The sequence below is a fragment of the Burkholderia sp. BCC1985 genome (genome assembly GCF_905339915.1).
Lineage (GTDB): Bacteria > Pseudomonadota > Gammaproteobacteria > Burkholderiales > Burkholderiaceae > Burkholderia.
The window spans coordinates 61,719-79,227 of record NZ_CAJPGY010000011.1; the positions used below are offsets into that span (position 1 = coordinate 61,719).

20 protein-coding genes and 1 pseudogene are annotated in these 17,509 nt (G+C 67.9%); 9 read left to right on the forward strand and 12 right to left on the reverse strand.

The features are described 5' to 3' along the window. Nucleotides 1-66: 66 nt before the first annotated feature. From U4Z31_RS13495 to U4Z31_RS13505, 3 genes are all read right to left on the reverse strand, one after another. The gene (locus U4Z31_RS13495; protein WP_321810583.1) at nt 67-1,671 is read right to left on the reverse strand and encodes an EAL domain-containing protein; all 1,605 of its coding nucleotides are present in this window, start codon (nt 1,669-1,671) and stop codon (nt 67-69) included. Between the two features lie 468 nt (nt 1,672-2,139). Further along, on the reverse strand, nt 2,140-2,439 hold the full coding sequence (locus U4Z31_RS13500; RefSeq protein WP_321796093.1) for a hypothetical protein: 300 nt from the start codon (nt 2,437-2,439) through the stop codon (nt 2,140-2,142). 167 nt (nt 2,440-2,606) lie between these two features. Further along, complete coding sequence (locus tag U4Z31_RS13505) at nt 2,607-2,804, reverse strand: hypothetical protein (RefSeq protein WP_124667408.1); 198 nt, start codon at nt 2,802-2,804, stop codon at nt 2,607-2,609. A 30-nt stretch (nt 2,805-2,834) separates the two neighbouring features. Between U4Z31_RS13505 and U4Z31_RS13510 the strand changes: the two genes are divergently transcribed. Beyond that, nucleotides 2,835-3,125, forward strand: coding sequence for a transcriptional regulator (locus U4Z31_RS13510; protein WP_321810584.1), 291 nt, complete (start codon nt 2,835-2,837; stop codon nt 3,123-3,125). 79 nt (nt 3,126-3,204) lie between these two features. After that, nucleotides 3,205-3,456 (forward strand): energy transducer TonB, encoded by a 252-nt coding sequence (locus U4Z31_RS13515; protein ID WP_124487111.1) that lies wholly within the window; start codon nt 3,205-3,207, stop codon nt 3,454-3,456. 7 nt (nt 3,457-3,463) lie between these two features. Here U4Z31_RS13515 and U4Z31_RS13520 read toward each other — a convergent pair. From U4Z31_RS13520 to U4Z31_RS13530, 3 genes and pseudogenes are all read right to left on the reverse strand, one after another. Further along, nucleotides 3,464-3,651, reverse strand: a pseudogene (locus tag U4Z31_RS13520) (histidine-type phosphatase); the annotation flags it as partial. Nucleotides 3,652-3,800: 149 nt separating this feature from the next. Then, nucleotides 3,801-4,235 carry a hypothetical protein gene (locus U4Z31_RS13525; RefSeq protein ID WP_044845476.1) on the reverse strand — a complete coding sequence of 145 codons (435 nt, stop codon included), beginning with the start codon at nt 4,233-4,235 and terminating at the stop codon, nt 3,801-3,803. Nucleotides 4,236-4,558: 323 nt separating this feature from the next. After that, complete coding sequence (locus tag U4Z31_RS13530; RefSeq protein WP_124487109.1) at nt 4,559-5,917, reverse strand: NAD(P)/FAD-dependent oxidoreductase; 1,359 nt, start codon at nt 5,915-5,917, stop codon at nt 4,559-4,561. A gap of 100 nt (nt 5,918-6,017) precedes the next feature. On the opposite strand from U4Z31_RS13530, the gene U4Z31_RS13535 reads away from it, so the two are divergent. Continuing rightward, entirely contained in the window at nt 6,018-6,971 is a 954-nt protein-coding gene (locus tag U4Z31_RS13535) for a LysR family transcriptional regulator (RefSeq protein ID WP_124487108.1), read from the forward strand. Between the two features lie 38 nt (nt 6,972-7,009). Here the strand turns inward: U4Z31_RS13535 and U4Z31_RS13540 are convergent, their stop codons facing one another. Continuing rightward, entirely contained in the window at nt 7,010-7,243 is a 234-nt protein-coding gene (locus tag U4Z31_RS13540) for a hypothetical protein (protein ID WP_321810585.1), read from the reverse strand. Nucleotides 7,244-7,435: 192 nt separating this feature from the next. Here U4Z31_RS13540 and U4Z31_RS13545 point away from each other — a divergent pair, with 192 nt between their 5' ends. Both U4Z31_RS13545 and U4Z31_RS13550 read left to right on the forward strand, forming a co-directional pair. Further along, nucleotides 7,436-8,341 carry an AraC family transcriptional regulator gene (locus U4Z31_RS13545; protein ID WP_321810586.1) on the forward strand — a complete coding sequence of 302 codons (906 nt, stop codon included), beginning with the start codon at nt 7,436-7,438 and terminating at the stop codon, nt 8,339-8,341. Between the two features lie 295 nt (nt 8,342-8,636). Next, a complete protein-coding gene (locus tag U4Z31_RS13550; protein WP_321810663.1) occupies nt 8,637-9,524 on the forward strand; it encodes an NAD(P)H-binding protein in 888 nt (295 codons plus the stop codon). A gap of 27 nt (nt 9,525-9,551) precedes the next feature. Here U4Z31_RS13550 and U4Z31_RS13555 read toward each other — a convergent pair whose 3' ends face one another. Together U4Z31_RS13555 and U4Z31_RS13560 are read right to left on the reverse strand one after the other, a co-directional pair. Beyond that, on the reverse strand, nt 9,552-10,754 hold the full coding sequence (locus U4Z31_RS13555) for a benzoate/H(+) symporter BenE family transporter (RefSeq protein ID WP_321810587.1): 1,203 nt from the start codon (nt 10,752-10,754) through the stop codon (nt 9,552-9,554). A gap of 243 nt (nt 10,755-10,997) precedes the next feature. Further along, a complete protein-coding gene (locus tag U4Z31_RS13560; RefSeq protein WP_321810588.1) occupies nt 10,998-12,023 on the reverse strand; it encodes a fatty acid desaturase in 1,026 nt (341 codons plus the stop codon). Between the two features lie 334 nt (nt 12,024-12,357). Between U4Z31_RS13560 and U4Z31_RS13565 the strand changes: the two genes are divergently transcribed. Next, nucleotides 12,358-13,182: a phosphate/phosphite/phosphonate ABC transporter substrate-binding protein gene (locus U4Z31_RS13565; RefSeq protein WP_044845470.1), complete on the forward strand. Its 825-nt coding sequence runs from the start codon at nt 12,358-12,360 to the stop codon at nt 13,180-13,182. Nucleotides 13,183-13,206: 24 nt separating this feature from the next. Here U4Z31_RS13565 and U4Z31_RS13570 read toward each other — a convergent pair whose 3' ends face one another. From U4Z31_RS13570 to U4Z31_RS13580, 3 genes are all read right to left on the reverse strand, one after another. Continuing rightward, the gene (locus U4Z31_RS13570; RefSeq protein ID WP_044845469.1) at nt 13,207-13,947 is read right to left on the reverse strand and encodes a GntR family transcriptional regulator; all 741 of its coding nucleotides are present in this window, start codon (nt 13,945-13,947) and stop codon (nt 13,207-13,209) included. 1 nt (nt 13,948) lies between these two features. Continuing rightward, a complete protein-coding gene (locus U4Z31_RS13575) occupies nt 13,949-15,637 on the reverse strand; it encodes a sigma 54-interacting transcriptional regulator (protein ID WP_321810589.1) in 1,689 nt (562 codons plus the stop codon). Nucleotides 15,638-15,718: 81 nt separating this feature from the next. Further along, nucleotides 15,719-15,943, reverse strand: coding sequence for a hypothetical protein (locus tag U4Z31_RS13580; protein ID WP_321810590.1), 225 nt, complete (start codon nt 15,941-15,943; stop codon nt 15,719-15,721). Between U4Z31_RS13580 and U4Z31_RS13585 the strand changes: the two genes are divergently transcribed. The 3 genes from U4Z31_RS13585 to U4Z31_RS13595 are packed head-to-tail and all read left to right on the forward strand — an operon-like array spanning nt 15,942 to nt 17,473. After that, nucleotides 15,942-16,154 (forward strand): phenol hydroxylase subunit, encoded by a 213-nt coding sequence (locus tag U4Z31_RS13585; protein ID WP_311766337.1) that lies wholly within the window; start codon nt 15,942-15,944, stop codon nt 16,152-16,154. The genes U4Z31_RS13580 and U4Z31_RS13585 overlap by 2 nt on opposite strands. Before the next feature lie 16 nt (nt 16,155-16,170). Then, nucleotides 16,171-17,166 carry a phenol hydroxylase gene (locus U4Z31_RS13590; protein ID WP_321810591.1) on the forward strand — a complete coding sequence of 332 codons (996 nt, stop codon included), beginning with the start codon at nt 16,171-16,173 and terminating at the stop codon, nt 17,164-17,166. A gap of 37 nt (nt 17,167-17,203) precedes the next feature. Continuing rightward, nucleotides 17,204-17,473 (forward strand): MmoB/DmpM family protein, encoded by a 270-nt coding sequence (locus U4Z31_RS13595; RefSeq protein ID WP_044845465.1) that lies wholly within the window; start codon nt 17,204-17,206, stop codon nt 17,471-17,473. The last annotated feature ends 36 nt before the right edge of the window (nt 17,474-17,509 follow it).

A 17,509-nucleotide genomic window follows, 5' to 3' on the forward strand; every position in this document is an offset into this window, starting at 1 on the left:
CATTCGTCTGTCGAGCGCGCGAGCGCGTCGTCCGTCAGCTGCGGCAGCGTTGCCGCAGCGCAGGCGCTAGGCCGGCATCGGCGCGAATTCCCGTTTCAGGTCTTCCGGTCGCTGCGGTCGCTGGTACAGATAGCCCTGCGCATACTGAATCCCGACCGCATGCAGCGCGCGATGCTGCTCCTCCGTCTCCACGCCCTCGGCAATGATCTTCAGGCCGTAGTGGTGCGCGACGGCGGCGATCCCTTCGATCAGTTTCGCGTTGCCCGTCGTCAGCCGAGAGATGAACTGTCGATCGATCTTCACGTAGTCGAATGGAAAGCGCGACAGCATGTCGAGGTTGCTGTGATGCGTGCCGAAGTCGTCGATCGCGAACTTCGCGCCTTTCGCGCGCAGCGTGGCGAACATCTCGGTGGTGCGCGGATTCTTCTCGAGCAGGATGCGCTCGGTGACTTCGAGCACCAGCGTGCAGCCCGGCGGAAGCCGGCGGATCGCGTCTTCGACGACGGACACGAAGCGCGCGCGTTCGAGATCCTTCGGCGCGACGTTGATCGCGACATGCAGAGGCATCGACGGCGCGAGCGCGGACAGTTCCGAGATGGCCGTGCGCAGCACGAATTCGGTCACCTTCGGCAGGATCGTGCTCGATTCCACCTGCGGGACGAACACCGCCGGACTGATGGGCCCCCATTTCGGATGCTGCCAGCGCAGCAGTGCCTCGACGCCGACGGTCCTGCGCGTTTCGACATCGACGATAGTCTGATAGACGACATGAAACTCGTTGCGCTTCAGCGCATTGCGAACGGCCTTCAGCAACAGCCGGCGCGGCGCCATCGCGAGCAGGTATGCGGCCGCGACGAGGCCGTTGACCAGCAGCGCGATCGTCACGCAGATCAGTCCGTAGCGCCGCTGCACCTGCGAAACGTAGGGTTCCGACGAGGTGACGGAGACCGTGAACGGCCAGGCGCTCGACGCGATCGTGCTGCCAGTGGGCGGCGCCGCGCCGAACGGCGGCACGAACGCGCCACGCTGATCGATGCTTCCGGCGCCTTCGATCGACAGCGTGGCCGTTTCCGCACCGAAGCGGGTGCCGTGCGCGAGCATGTCCGCCAGATAGTCGCCTTCGACCACATAGAGGACGCCGGATTCGGGCGCGGTCGCACGAAACGCCGCCAGCACCGGAACGCGATGCTGAAACGGCGTTTGCCGAAGCAGCGTGATGGCCGTCATCCCCGGCTCGGGCGCGCGAATGTATGCGGCGAGCGGGACGTCGATCGCGCCCAGTGCCGACGAGCATGTGACGCGACCGTCGTTCGCCAGCCCGACGGCCCGAAGATAGCGCAGGTGAGTGCCTACTTCGGCGAGCGTCCTGAAGATCGTCATGCAGGGTCGCCCGACCAGCGCGTCCAGCTCGGCCGGGTGCCGCGAGCGAATCCCGTCGAGAATGCGGTCGACCGATATCACGATGTCGTTCGCGACGACGCGTTCGTGCTGCGCGATCGCGTCGCGCGCCAGGCGCCCGGCAACGACGAGCGCGACCACGAACACGAGGATGCAGACGATCAGGGCAAACGGGAAAACGACGTGCGGCCACGTGCCGCTGCGCTGGAATGCGGGCTTCGGGGGCAGTGCGGGCGCGGCAGGTCCTCGGGTCGTACTTGTTGTTGTACGCATGAGAATGCAGATCGAACCGGTCGATGGTTAGACGCGATGCGTTCGCCGTGCCTGGCCGGGGCACCGCGGCTCGCGCCGATATCGGGACGCAAAGCGATTCTACGCTCGCGAAACGCACGAAGCGGCATCGCGGCGGGGCGCTGGATTCGAGGCGCTTCTCCGTAACATACCCCGACCACGCATGTATATCGGTATCGCACACGAAAAAAAACCGGCCGCATCGGTGAGCGGCCGGGACAGAAGACACCTTCTCTTGGCACGAGGATGGTGCGCGGCAAGTATAAGGCGTGCAGCCCTCGATTACGAAATATTGATATTCAAAAATCGCGTAATTTCTTAATTGATGCTTGCGGGGAAATATTTGCATCGCGCGTCATCTCCGGCGATCCAGGCATCGGCGCGCCTTGAACGAGGTCCAGCCCGCGTGCTGCGGGCTGTTCCAGCGCGTGCATCGGCGACAGCAGCGCTTCAGAAATCGTCGCGCATCTTGTGGAGCAGGTCGCGGGGAGATTGATGCGTGTCCACGGCGGTGAGGACGTCGGTCAGGAACCACGGCAGGTTCAGCTGCGTGTCGGAGTCGCCGACGCACACGCGAATCGGCGGCGCTTTTGATGCGGCGCGGGAGCCGGGCGCCGTGCCGGCGGACGTGGAGGACGGTACGCAGTTTTTCGCTTGCTGCGGGACCGGCGACGCGGCGCTGCCGGCGAGTGCCGGCAAGCTGGCGGCGGCGAGCAGGATCAGGAGGGCGAACGGGGTGGCGCGTTTCATGTGACTCTCCGGCGATGCACGTTCGACACCGTCGGCGAATCCTAGTTCGGCGTCGTCGGGGGCGATTGGCTTTCAGCGTTCCGGCCCCGTGCGCGACGACATGTGCATGCCGAAGCGACCGCGCGGCTGCCGCGCCGGTTCGAGCTCGCCCGCACCGGATCGATCGTTCAAACGTCAAGAATCGTTTGGATCTCCGGCAGACGCTTGCGGTGCGGAATGCGCTCATTTATCGTGCCGCCACGACGGCGCCGATACAGGGCGTCGAGCCAGTTCGCAAAGGAGCATTCGTCATTACCGCATTCAATCGTCGCACGCATGTTCGTGCCTTTCTCGTCGCATCGGTCGCGTATCTCAACCTGGCTCATCCCGCGTCGGCGGCCTACACGGAGTCGTGGATGAGCGATCACGACGTCAACGCGTACGCGCAGCAGGTCAAGCATCCGCCCGTGACGGCGAGCAGCGCGGCGGCCGTGAAGCCGGGGCGGCAAACCGTTCGTTCGCAATCACAGTCGCAGTCGAAGGCGCCGGTCGCGGCGCATGCCGGCGCGAAACCTGCGCTGAACGCACACGCGGCCCCTGCGAAGACCGGCAAGGTGCAACATGCGGCCGGCGCCGAGCCGAAGGCGCATGTCGCCGCGAAGCCGAAGGCCGCGGCGGCACACATGAGCACAGCCGCCCGGCATTGACGCGGCGCGCACACCGGCGTGCGTCGTTCATCGATGCACGCGGCGATAACCGTAGCATTCGACGATCGGGGAGAACTTCATGTCGCTGATGGATCGCCTGTTGTCACGCGGTGTGCAGACTCCCGCGTCGAGAAGGCGCGTGATCGTGCGGGTCTGGCTCGACGAGCAGGGGCGCGTCCGCGATCTCAAGGTCAGGCGCAGTTGCGGCGACCCCGCGCTCGACACGAAAGCGCTGCACGCGATCGCCGTGATGCGCTTCCCCGGCGGTCACCTCGGCTCCGGCGGGAAATCGGCCAAGCGCTGGCACGATCTCGATTACCCGGTGGACTGACGGCGCGTCACGGATACCCGTAACGGCGCTTCAATTCCGCGTACCGCGTAGTCGTAGAAGCGACTGCCCGCGGCGATCTTCGCGCCGTCGCACGCCGCCTGGAATTCCATCTCGCGCTCGTTGTACAAGCATCATCTTCACGATGAGCCGCGAGCCATTGCGATACACGTCCCATCGCATGTTCGCGGCCATCGCCGACATCTGGTCGCCGGGCAGGATCGGTCGAGCCGGGAAGTGTTGCAGGCCGCCTTGACGGCGGAATGTCGGGATTCGGTCGGGCAATCGTCGGCATCGCGCCGGATCGCGACCGGCCGGCGCGAGCCGGCCCGTATGCGGTGCTCGGCTCAGTGCACGCCTGCCGATGCGATCGAGCGCATCGTGTCGGTGATGCGCACGCAACGCGACAGGCCGAACGTCTCGGCTTCGCGGCGTTCCGGTTCGCTGCTCGCGACGGCCACCGCGCGCTCGGGCGGCACGCCCAGCGCTTGCAGCGCGACGTCGAACGGATGCTGATTTGCTACGGAGTCCTGCTGATTTGCGTCGGTCACGACGACCGAGAAGCGATCGAGGTTCGCGCGGCCGAACTGGCCTTCGAACATGTCGCTGAGCCGGGCGGCCGGCAGCGTCGTGACGAGACCGAGTCGATATCCTTGCTCCGACGCGCTGTCGAGCCACTGGATGATCGCATCGCGCTGGTTGCGCGATTCGTGCGAATCCGGTGTCGCTTCGATCTGCGCGAATGCGGCGTCGAGACGGGTGACGATGGCTTCGATGACCACGGTGATTCCTCTCCTGAGACGTGACGGTCCGTTCGCGGACGGGAATGCCCGACACCTTAGCGTCGATCCGGAAATTGCAACCAATTAATATTTATAGCCGACTCATAGGGTTTGACTGATGAATCGGGCGGCGAGCCAGTACCAGCGCGGGATGCACGCGATCCATGTGTTCGGGACGAATGGCATCGTATCGATGGCGTTCGACGTGACGCACCCGACGCATGCGCGATATGAATGCACCGGATGTGTGCACATGAAAAAACGGCGTATCGGGCGAGGTGCGCCCGATACGCCGTCTTGCGATGCCGCGTGGCCGTCGACGCTCAGTGCAGCTTGATCGACGGCTGGTTGCGGCTTTGCAGCCAGTGGCTCAGCGACTGGAACAGCGCGCGCTTCAGTCCGTACACGCTGAACAGGTGCTTGCGGTACAGGAACTTGTACAGCCCGATCGCGGCGAGCCCGTCGACGATCAGCGAGCGCGAACGCACGCCGAGGTCGGCCTGATAGACGGCACCGGCCTGGCCGAGCGACACGACGGTGCCCGCGTCGCGGAACGTGAAGCCCGCCACCGGCTTGCCGGCGAGGCGCCGCGCGAGCGCTTCGCCCAGGTACACGGCCTGCTGGTGCGCGACCTGCGCGCGCGGCGGCAGGAAGCCGCCCGCGTCGGCCGACGGGCACGCGGCGCAGTCGCCGAACGCGTACACGTGCGGATCGTCGGGCGTCTGCAGCGTCTCGGTCACGATCACCTGGTTCGACCGATTGAGCGCGATGTCGCCGAGTTCCCGCAGCATCGCGGGGCCCGCGACGCCGGCCGCCCAGATCGTGATGTCGCTCGCGAGCCGCTCGCCGGCCGCGGTCGTGACCGCGTCCGCGCCGACTTCCGCGACGCGCGTGTCCGTCAGCACGTCGACGTTCAGCGTGCGCAGTTGCGCGTGCATCTTGGCCGACAGCCTTGCGTCGAGCGCAGGCAGGATGCGCGGGCCGCCTTCGATCAGCCGGATGTGCACGTCGCGTGCGGACACCAGCGCCTTGAAGCGATACGTGGTCAACTGCTGGATCGCATGGCGCAGCGCGGCGGCCAGTTCGACGCCCGTCGCGCCCGCGCCGATCACGTTGATGCAGATCGGCGCGGCGCGCCGCGCCGGCTGCTGCTCGGCCAGGTGGTTCGCCTTCGTGCACGCGGCGAGGAACTTGCGGCGGAAGTCCTCGGCCTGGTCGAGGTTTTCGAGCGGCAACGCGTGGCGCGCGGCGCCCGGCACGTTGAAGAAATTCGTCACGCTGCCGACGGCCAGCACCAGGTCGTCGTAGCCGAGCTCGCGCTGCGGCAGGATCTCCGTGCCGTCCGCGTCCTGCACCGCGGCGATCGTCGCCGTGCGTGCCGCGCGGTCGACCCGCTGCAGCGCGCCCTGCACGAAGCGGAAGCCGTGGCGCTTCGCCTGCGCCGCGTATTCGATCGTGTGCGAGGCCGGATCGCGATGGCCGGACGCGGCTTCGTGCAGCAGCGGCTTCCAGAAGTGCGTCGGATAGCGGTCGACGAGCACGACGTCGGCTTGCCCGCGGCGGCCGACCGTGTCGCCGAGGCGCGTGGCGAGCTGCAGGCCGCCGGCGCCGCCGCCGACGATCACGATGCGCGGCACGCGCGGTGCGCGATCCGTTGCAAGGGTAGGCGTGATGGTGTCCATGTTGTGGCTCCCGCTGATGACGATTCGGATGACATTGCTCAAGAACCGACGATATAGTTTTGAACCTACGCGAACAATTTAATGTTTATAAGCGACTCATATGTATTCACTTATAGGAAAGACCGCGACGTTCCGGCAGCTGAAGGCGCTGGACATGATTGCGCGGCTCGGCAGCGTGTCGCGCGCGGCCGAGGAGCTGAACCTGACGCAGCCGGCCGTGTCGCTGCAGGTGCGCCTGCTCGAGGAGGCGGTGGGCGCCGCGCTGCTGCAGCGGGTGGGGCGCGGCGTGCAGCTGACCGCCGCCGGTGAAATCGTGTCGCGCTATGCGCGCGAGATCCTGCATCTGTGGAGCGAGGCCGGCGACGAAGTGGCCGCGCTGACGGGCGATCTCGGCGGCACGCTGCGGATCGGCGCGATCACGACGGCCGAGTACCTGATCCCGCCGCTGCTGGTGAAATTCACCGCGACGCGTCCGCACGTGAAGACCTATTTCAAGGTCGGCAATCGCGACGACATCATCCGCATGCTCGCGACGCATGAAATCGATCTCGCGGTGATGGGCAGCGCGCCGAAGGAGCTGCGTACGCACGCGGTCGAATTCGCGAAGCATCCGATGGTGTTCGTCGCGGCGCCCGGCCATCCGCTGATGCAGCGCAAGCGCGTCGCGCTGAAGGATCTCGAATCCGCGCACCTGCTCGTGCGCGAACGCGGCGCGGGCACGCGTTCCACGGTCGAGAGCCTGTTCAAGACGGCCGGCTACCGCTTCCACGTGGGCTCCGAGCTGTCGAGCAACGAGGCGATCAAGCAGATGGCCGAAGCGGGGCTCGGCGTCGCGTTCCTTTCGTTGCACGCGTGTGCACTCGAGTTGCGCACCGGGCTGCTCGGGCAGTTGCCGTTTCCGGGCAACCCGATCGAGCGCGAATGGTATGTGGTCACCCTCGCCGACCGGCGGATCTCGCAGGTGACGGGGCTGTTTCGCGATTTCCTGATCAAGCAGGGCGCGCCGGTGATCGACGGCGCGACCGTCGCGCCGCACGAGCGGCGGCGCAAGTAGGCCGACGCGGGCGGCGCGTGTGTCCTGTGTCGCGGCGGTTAAACGATCCCGAAGTCGTCGTTGCTGTCGGGAATCGACGCGAGCAGCCGCTCGAGCCGGTACCAGCCGATCATGCGCAGGCAACGTGCGGCGAGTGTCGCGCGGATACTGCCGGAACGAGGACGGGAAACAGGGCGGGAAGCGGGGCGAGAAGCGCGGCGGGAAGCAACGCGGGTGGCCCCGGGCGGCGGCGGCGCGGCGAGCGTCGCGCGAAACGGGCGGCAATCGGGCATGACGGGCTCCGTAGGTGTCGGATGAGGCGATCGTAGGCGTGTCGGCGCTTGCTGGCGCGCAGGCACGGATCGGCTGGAGCAGAAACGGATGATCTTTTTCCGCGCGCTGCGGGAACGGGCGTTCAGGCCCGGCAAGCACCGCGGAAAAGCGTCACAATGCGCGTTCGACACCCGATCTGGTGGAGGGGAACCATGAGCGATCCGATTCTTGCCGCACCGAGCGACAACGGCGTGCCGGTCAGCCTGCGCTCCAGCCGCGGGCTCGGCTGGCGCGGCTTCGGCGCGTCGCTGCTGGAGATTCGCGCGGGCACGTACCGGATTCCGGCCGCCGAGCATCACCGCATTGGCGTGCATATCGGTTCGCCCGTGCGCGCGGATTGCGTGTGCGACGGCGAACGCGTGTCGCGCATCCAGGCGCACGGCGACGTCGACGTGATTCCCGCCGGCCTGCCGGGCCGGTGGACCGACAGCGCCGACTGCCGGATCCTGCACATCGCGCTCAGCGACACGTTCGTGCGGCGCACGTTCGAGCAACTCGAACTGAAGCCGTCGCAGGCGCAGATCCGCCGGCGGCTGCAGGTGCGCGATCCGCGCCTGCAGCACATCGCGTGGGCGATGGCCGCCGAACTCGAGGCGGAAGACGCGTCGGACCCGCTCTATGCGGAGAGTCTGTGCACGGCGCTCGTCGCGCGGCTGGTCGACAGCCAGCCGGCGTTCCGCGAGCGCCGGCGTACGCTTGCGCCGAAGGCGGCGGCCCGCGTGATCGACTATGTCGAGGCGAACCTCGAGCGACGCATGACGCTCGCCGAACTCGCGGCGCTCGTGTCGATCAGCGTGCCGCATTTCAAGGTGCTGTTTCGCGAGACGCTCGGGATGCCGGTGCATCAGTACGTGGTGCGGCGCCGGGTCGAGCGTGCGAAGGCGTTGCTGCTCGAAGGCCGGCTCAGCATCAGCCAGATCGCGCTCGAAGCCGGGTTTGCGCATCAGAGCCACATGGCGAACTGGATGAATCGCGTGCTCGGCGCGACACCGACGGAGATCGCGCGGTCAGGGGCGCGGGGTGGGCTGAGGCTCGCTTATGACGGCGACGACCGTTGATCGAGCGCGGTGGCTCAATGTCCGCGCGTGCGCGACGACGATCGGCGAGTGCCCGGTTCGTCACGCGCGGACAATGCTTCGTTGCGACTGCATGAGCGTGGCTGGCGGCACCATGCGAGCCTCGACCGCAAACGTTCGACACCGTGTCGTACAACGTCCGGTTCCTGCCATGCAGCGGACGAACCCGGCACGCGCCTGATCCGTCATCCTTTCCTGCTCGCGTCATCCGTCCGTGCGCGTCACGTCGGCGCTGCGCACCGACAATCACATCACCTTCATCCCCCAGGAGCGGATCGTGTTCGTGATTTTCGGCGCATCAGGCAACGTCGGACTGTCGACTGCAACGACCCTGCGTCAGGCAGGCCATCCCGTGCGCGCGGTGCTGCGCGACGCACGCCGGCGCGATCGTTTCGCGCAACTCGGCTGCGACGTCGCGATTGCCGACCTGACCGACGCACGCGCGGTTGCGGCGGCGCTCGATGGCGCGCAAGCCGTGCAGATGCTGTGTCCGGTGCCGGTCGCCGACAGCGCCCCCGCGGCAACGATGGAGCGGACGATCGACATCGTGACCGGCGCGCTTGCCGCGAATCCGCCGCCGGCGCTGCTCGCGCTGTCGGACTACGGCGCGGAGCGCGAAGGCAACACGGGCATCACGCGGCTCTTTCATCGTCTGGAAGAAGCGGTGAAGACGGTTCCGACGCGGCTCACGCTGCTGCGCTCGGCCGAGCACCTGCAGAACTGGACGCGCGTGTTGCCCGTCGCGCTCGCAACCGGTGTGCTGCCGAGCTTTCACCATCCGGTCGACAAGGCGTTTCCGACGGTCTGGGCGCCCGATGTGGGTGTCGCGGCGGCGCGGTTGCTGCTCGATTCCGCCGAAACCGGCAACGGGCCGCGTATCGTCAGCATCGAAGGGCCGCAGCGCGCGAGCGTGCGGGACATCGCGGATACGCTCGGCGCGGCGGCCGACCGCGAGATCGTCGCGCGCGAACTGCCGCGCGAAGCATGGACCGCGACGCTGTTGCGCGCGGGGCTCAGCGAACGGCATGCGCAATTGATCGTCGATCTGTACGACGTGCACAACGCGGGGCAGATCGATGTCGAGGCCGGCGTGTCGGAGCGCGTGTACGGCACGACGACACTGGCGGAGGCGCTCGCGACGCTGGTGCGCGCGCACGCGCGATGAGCGGGGCGGCGGCTGGTAGGATGCGCGTTACGCCTGCCGCCGCGCCCTGCCGGACACCGCATACGCGATCGACCCGATCACGATCCCCCAGAACGCCGATCCGAGCCCGAGCCACGTCATCCCCGAAGCGGTCGCGAGGAACGTGATCACCGACGCTTCGCGATGGGCCTCGTCCTCGAAGATCCCGTGCACGTTCGCGCCGATCGCACCGATCAGCGCGAGCCCCGCGAGGATCGCGACGAACGCCTTCGGCAGCGCGAAGAACAGCGTGACGATGGTGCCGGCAAAGAGCCCGCCGATCAGGTAGATCACGCCGTTCGCGATGCCCGCGATATAACGCCGGTCCGGATCCTCGTGCGCGTCCTTGCCGGTGCATAGCGCCGCGGTGATCGCCGCGACCACGATCGTGATCCCGCCGAAGCACGCGACCGCGAGCGACATCACGCTGGTTGCCGTGATGATCGGCCGCGCGCTCGTGTGGTAGCCCGACACGCGCAGGATCGTCATCCCCGGCAGGAACTGGCCGGTGAGACTGACGACGACGAGCGGCAGCGCGAGGCTGAGCGTCGTGCCGAGCGTCCATTCGGGGGCGATGAAGACCGGCCGCGCGATGCTCGGCGACACGTTGCCGAGATGCGCCATCCCGAGCAGCGTCGCGAGCGCGGCGCCCGTCAGCAGCACGAGCACGATGCTGTAGCGCGGCAGCAGGCGCTTGAAGATCACGTACGCGGCGATCATCCCGAACCCGAGCACCGGCTGCGCGGTCGCGGCGGAGAACGCGCGCATGCCGAACGGCAGCAGGATGCCGGCCATCATCCCGCACGCGATGCCGCGCGGAATATGGCGCACGAGCCGGTCGAAATAGCCGGTGATGCCGATCACGAGGATGATCAGCGCGGCCGTGATGTACGCGCCGACGGCCTGGTTCAGCGTCAGTTGCGGAAAGAGGCCGACGAGCAGCGCGGTGCCGGGCGCCGACCACGCGGTCACGACCGGCACCTTCAGTTTCCAGCTCGCGAACAGCCCCGACACGCCCGCGCCGATCGAGATCGCCCAGACCCACGAAGCCACCATCTCGTTGGACGCATGCGCGGCCTGCGACGCCTGGAAGAAGATCGCGAGCGGGCCCGCGTAGGAAATCAGTACCGCGAGAAAGCCCGCGGTGACCGCGGAGACGGACCAGTCGTTGCCGATCGAGCGGATCGCGCCCGGCGAGGTGTTCGGTTGCATCGTCGTAGGGGAGTGCGGCGCGCGGCCGGGAGGCTGAGCCAGGGCGAATGATTGTTGGAACCCCGGACGAGTCGTCATTCTGGACATTGCCGGTGGAATTGGCAATTCGCCGATGACGCTCGGCGTTGTCGGCTTTTTGTAATGAATACGCGCCGGGGCGGCTTGGCGCGCGTCGTCGCGTCGTCGCATCGTCGCATCGTCGTATCGGGCGGCTTCACGGCGGAGCGCGGCCCCGCTCGCGCGTTACGTACTGATCTGAAGATACCCGTCGACCGCGGCGACCCTCGCACCGCCGCCCGTCGACAGCGATGCCGTGCCCTGGTCGAACGGGTGCACGGGCGTGTCGGTCGGCGTCCACGCATGGCGCGCCAGCAGTTCGCGATACCCGCCGCGGATCACGAAGCCGCCGCATTTCTCCGCATAGGCGTCGCGCCGCATCCGGTACGCGCGCGGCAGGTCGTACCACGGCAGCCTCGGCAGGTCGTGATGCACGAGGTGGTAGTTGTTGTTCAGGTACAGCAGCCGCATCGCAAAACCGGCCTCGTTGATCGCGATGCGCGCCTTCGGATGCCGCGCGGCGCGGTGCTCGAACAGCGAACGGATCATCGCGAGCGACAGCGCGGGCCACGTCACCGCCAGCAGGTAGTACCACCACGGCACGCCGATCGCCCACTGCAGCCACGCGAGCAGCGCGACCACGCAGGCGGCGTGCGTCGCCCACATCGGCAGATAGCGGGAGTCGCCGCGCCGGAACGCGGCGAACGCGTCGGCGAACATCGCGGCGATGCTCGTCGGCGGCCCGAACACGAGACGTCCGACGAAGGTGGTGCGCGCAACCGTCAGCGCGCGACGCCAGCGCGGCAGCCGCGCCCACTGCTCGCGCGACACGTAGTTCGTTTCCGGGTCGACGCCCGGCACGGTCAGGTCCTCGTCGCGGTGATGGTCGAGGTGCGTGTCGCGATAGAGCGTGTACGGGTACCAGATCGTCAGCGGCGGATAGCCGAGCAGCCGGTTCACGAACGCGGAGCGCGTCGGATGGCCGTGCAGCAGTTCGTGCTGCAGCGACATGTGCCACGCGCCGAGCAGGATCAGCGGCGGCGTCGCGGCCGCGAGCGACAGGCGCTCGGCACGCACGAGCAGCAGCACGGCGAGCCAGCCGCCGTAGATCGCGACGACCAGCAGCCAGGTCGGCCACTCGGTACGGGCAGTGAAGCGGGCGTCGAGCGCGGCGATCGCGCGCGCGTGGTCGACGTCGAAGTATTCGGCCATGGTGCTGGGGCGGATGAAGCGGGTGAAGCCGGTGAAGCGGGCGATATACGGATAACCGGTAGCGGACGATCGCGCCGGTGCGGGCTGCGATGCGGTTGGCCGACAGGCGTCGCGGCACGCGGTCAGCCGCTGAAGCGGCATGCACTGGCGTCGCGACAGTGGAACGCTAACCGGGCCGCGTAGTCAGGCCAACCAAGCAATTCGGATTTGCTTATCGCTGCGCGGCCGATAAGCATTGGCCGCCCCGGCCCCGGCCCCGGCCGCGTGCCGGACCCCGGCGACGCCCGGGCGAACGGGCTTTCTCCAGGGCGCCGCCAATGCGTAGAATGCCCGCATGAGCCAATGGATCGCCGGACTGCCGATGTACAACGTGACGCCGCGCCACGCCGCGCTGTGGCGCGCGCTGCTGCGTGACGCGCTCGATGCGTTCGCGCGCGCCGGCGGGCCGGCCGGCGTCGCGTTGCTTGACGAGCCGTTCGGGGATCTGCACGCGCTGTGGCGCCGCAACGACCTGCTGTTGTCGCAGACGTGCGGTTATCCGTACCGGATGCTCGGATTGCGCGATACCGCGCACCTGATTGCGACACCGGCCTTCGATGCCCCCGGCTGCGACGGCGCGCGCTACAGCAGCGTGCTGGTCGCGTCGGCGCGCGTGCATGCGGGCGGCGCGACGACGCTGGCTGCGTGTCGCGGATTGCGAGCCGCCTTCAACGGCGCGGATTCGCACAGCGGGATGAACGCGTTCCGGCACGCGGTCGCGCCGCACGCGCACGACGGGCGTTTCTTCGGTTCGGTCGTGCCGTTCGGCTCGCACCTGAACGTGCTGCGCGCGCTGGCGGCCGGCGTTGCCGATTGCGCGGCGATCGATTGCGTGACCTTCGCGTACGTGCGTGACGCGCTGCCCGAGTTGTTGAAAGAGATCCGGATCATCGGCATGACGGCGTCGGCGCCGGGGTTGCCGTTGATCGCGTCGAAAGCGCTGGAAGGGCGGCTCGTGGAGGCGTTGCAGGATGCGCTCGATCACGCGGTCGCGCTCGATCCGGCGCGGGCGAGCGCATTGCGGCTGAAAGGATTCGAGCGCCTGCCGCCGGGCGCGTACGACACGATTGCCGGGTTCGCGCGGGACGCGGCCGCGCACGGGTATCCCGAGCTGGCGTGATCGCGTCGTCCGCGCGGCGGCACGCTAGAACGGCAACGTACCGGGCGGCGCGTTGCGCACCACCGCGAGTGTCGTGCCGATATGGTCTTCGAGCGCGAGCGCGGCGCGCGCATCGGCGCGGCGCATCGCGGCCTCGAACAGGCACGTGTGTTCCGCATGCACGTCGCGCTTCGAATCGCCGAGCCCGATGCACACGCGTCGGTAGCGCTCGCTTTGCTGCGACAGCATGCGCAGGATCAGGTAAGTCCACGGCGTCGCGGCCGCCGAGATCAGCGCTTCGTGGAAGCGCCGGTTGCACGCTTCCCATGCGGCGCGGTGCTCGATCGACACCGGCTGCTCCCAGGCCGACAACTGCTCGAAGCTCTGCCGCACACGCTGCGCCCATGCGTCGTCGCCGTGCCGCACGGAGTCGCGCAGCGCATCGACCTCGATATGAATGCGCAGGCGCGTGATCGCTTCCAGATCGTCGACCGACATCGGCGTCACGCGAAACCCGCGCTGCCCTTCGGCGACGACCAGCGCATCGCTGACGAGCCGCGTGAGCGCCTCGCGCAGCGTGCCCGCGCCGACGCCGTACACGTCTTTCAGGTGCTCGACGCGCAGCTTCGTGCCGGGCGGGTAATGCCCTTCGATGATGTGCTGCCGGAGCTGGTGATACGCGTGCTCGCTGAGCGTGCGGGCGTGCGGTTCGGCGGCGTCGTCGGCGGCCGGTTCGAGCGCCGGCGGCGGATCGTCGAACGGATGGGCGGGCAGGATGCTGTTCATGTCACGCGTCCTCCTGATCCTGTTTGCGGTTGAGCCGATAGCTGAGCTGCGCGCGGGTCAGGCCGAGCAGGCGTGCGGCGGCCGACAGGTTGCCGTTCGCGCGGTCGACGGCTTCATGCAGCAGCGCCCGCTCGAGGCCGTCGAGCCCGCCGCCGCCTTGCAGCTGGTCGAGGATCGACCCGCAGTCGATCGACAGCGCGGCCGCCGGCCGGATCTGCCCGGCCCGGTCGACCGTCGCGCCGCCAGGCGAGCCGACGCCGGGGAACAGGTCCTTCGCGTCGACCGGACGGTTCGGCCGCGACAGGATCACCGCGCGCTCGATCAGGTTCTCGAGCTCGCGCACGTTGCCGGGCCAGCGGTAGCCGCGCAGCGCGTCGTACGCGTAATCGGTCAGCGTGGGCGTCGGCTTGCCGTGCAGCGCCGCGAAGCGGTCGAGCATCGCGTCGGCGAGCGGTGCGATGTCGTCCTGCCGGTCGCGCAGCGGCGGAATCAGCACCGGATAAACGTTGATCCGGTAGTAGAGATCCGCGCGAAAAGTGCCGTCGCGCACCGCCTGTTCGAGATCGCGGTTGGTCGCCGCGACGACGCGCACGTCCACCTTCCGGCCGTCGGTCGCGCCGAGCCGCTCGACCTCGCCCTCCTGGAGCACGCGCAGCAGCTTCGCCTGCACGTCGAGCGGCAGCTCGCCGATCTCGTCGAGAAACAGCGTGCCGCCGTCCGCGCGCTCGAAGCGCCCGGCGCGGGCGGTTTGCGAGCCCGTGAACGCGCCTTTCTCCGCACCGAACAGTTCCGACTCGATCAGCGCATGCGGAATCGCCGCGCAGTTGATCGCGACGAACGGCTTCGCCGCGCGCGGGCTGAGGCCGTGCAGCGCACGCGCGAAGCGTTCCTTGCCGACGCCCGTCTCGCCGGTGAGCAGCACGGCGACCTTGGTCGGCGCGGCCGTCTCCAGCAGCGCATAGGCCGCGCGAAACGCGTCGGAGCGCCCGACGAGCCGCGTGCGGCCGTCGTCGGGCGTCATCTCGAGGCGCAGCGATTCGACTTCGGTCTGCAGGTCGCGGATCGTGTTGATCAGCGAGTCGGCCTTGAACCACGACGTGATTTCCTCCGCGTCGGGCCATTCGTCGGCCGGCTTGCCGACGATCGTGCAGTGCGGGTCGTTCATGCCGACACAGCCCGTTTCCTTGAACAGGATCGTGCGGCCGATGAACGCGCTGGTATAGCCGGTCGCATAACCGATCAACATCCAGCACACCGGTTCGGGCTGCGGCCCGAACGTGCGGCGGTGCACGTCGGCTTCCCATGAATGTTCCCAGCGGTATTCGCAGTAGAACGCGCCGGTCGCGGGATCGGCCTCGAAACGCAACGGCGTGACCTGCACCGCGCCTTCGAGCATGTGCAGTTGCGGGCCGACGTGGAACATGTCGAACAGCGATGCGCCGCTGCGGATCTCGCGCGCGAGCGCGGCGTCGCGTTCGCCGGCCGCGAAGCCGACCCGCGTGAAGAAACGCCGCGTCTGCGCGGGGCCGACGCTTTCCATCAGTTCCTGGCGCAGCGTCGCCAGCGCGCCGGCATGCAGCAGCACCATCCGCTGTCCGGCCAGCCAGATGCGACCGTCGCTCGCCGAAAAATGGATCAGCTTGCGCAGGTCGGTGTCCGGCGGCAAAGGGGGCAGGCTGGGCCGCGTCATGTCTCCTCCGTCGAGATTTCTCGTGATTTGCAAAGTTTTCGCCAGCAGCGCCGCGGTGAGCGGATCGATTTGATCATTTCATCAAATGCGCTCGATCGAGTTGCTCAAATGATGAAAAAGGCCGCCGGATATAGGTTCCGGCAGGGTCGCCGGCGTGCGTTTGCCGTTCTGGTTAACCGCCATTGTGGATCGCGAATTCGAACTTTGCGTCAGGGCTTTCCCTGAATTATCGAGATTTTTTGAAGGTCGATCCGAACGTGGCACGGATGCTGCATTGAAGTCCGGCATGGAGGCGACACCGATCATGAATCAGCACCCGACCGATCTTTCCCCGCTCGACCCCGGCCGCAAGTGCGTCCGCGTGACGGGCACGAACGTGCGCGGCTTCGTCGAATTCGAGCTGTCGATCGGCGGTGCGCCGGAGCTGTGCGTCGAGCTGACGTTGCCTCCTGCCGCCTTCGATGCGTTCTGCCGCGAACAGCAGGTCACGCGGCTCGACGTCGAAGCGAACCCATGACCTTGAGGAGCAAGAAGTGACCATCGAGCTGAAGACAGTCGACATCAAGCCGCTCCGGCACACCTTCGCGCACGTCGCGCAGCACATCGGCGGCGACAAGACGGCGACGCGCTACCAGGAAGGCATGATGGGCGCGCAGCCCCAGGCGAACTTCCATTACCGGCCGACCTGGGACCCGGACCACGAGATCTTCGATCCGTCGCGTTCGGCGATCCGGATGGCGAGCTGGTACGCGCTGAAGGATCCGCGCCAGTTCTACTACGCGTCGTGGGCGACCACGCGGGCGCGCCAGCAGGACGCGATGGAGTCGAACTTCGAGTTCGTCGAGTCGCGCCGGATGATCGGCCTGATGCGCGACGACGTCGCCGCGCACGCGCTCGACGTGCTGGTGCCACTGCGCCACGCCGCGTGGGGTGCGAACATGAACAACGCGCAGATCTGCGCGCTCGGCTACGGCACCGCGTTCACGGCGCCCGCGATGTTCCATGCGATGGACAACCTCGGCGTCGCGCAGTACCTGACGCGCCTTGCGCTCGCGATGGCCGAGCCCGACGTGCTCGACGCGGCCAAGGCGGCCTGGACGAACGACGCCGCCTGGCAGCCGCTGCGCCGCTACGTCGAGGACACGCTGGTGGTGGCCGACCCGGTCGAGCTGTTCGTCGCGCAGAACCTCGCGCTCGACGGCCTGCTGTATCCGCTCGTCTACGACCGTTTCGTCGACGAACGGATCGCGCTCGCGGGCGGCTCGGCGGTCGCGATGCTGACTGCGTTCATGCCCGAATGGCACGCCGAATCGAACCGCTGGATCGACGCGGTCGTGAAGACGATGGCCGCCGAATCCGACGACAACCGCGCGCTGCTCGCCCGCTGGACCCGCGACTGGTCGGCCCGGGCCGACGCGGCGCTCGCGCCGGTCGCCGCACGCGCGCTGCAGGACGCCGGCCAGGCCGCGCTCGACGAAGTGCGCGAGCAGTTCCACGCGCGTGTCGCGAAGCTCGGCATCGCGCTCTGACGACGGGCATTCACCTCACATCCCAAGGATAACCAGCATGTCCAACGTATTCATCGCCTTTCAGGCCAATGAGGACTCCAGACCGATCGTCGACGCGATCGTCGCCGACAACCCGCGCGCGGTGGTGGTCGAGTCGCCCGGCATGGTCAAGATCGACGCGCCGGACCGGCTGACGATCCGCCGCGACACGATCGAGGAGCTGACCGGCACGCGCTTCGACCTGCAGCAGCTGCAGGTGAACCTGATCACGCTGTCCGGCCACATCGACGAGGACGACGACCAGTTCACGCTGAGCTGGTCGCACTGAACGCCGCGCTACGCGCACCGACAACACGGAGACACG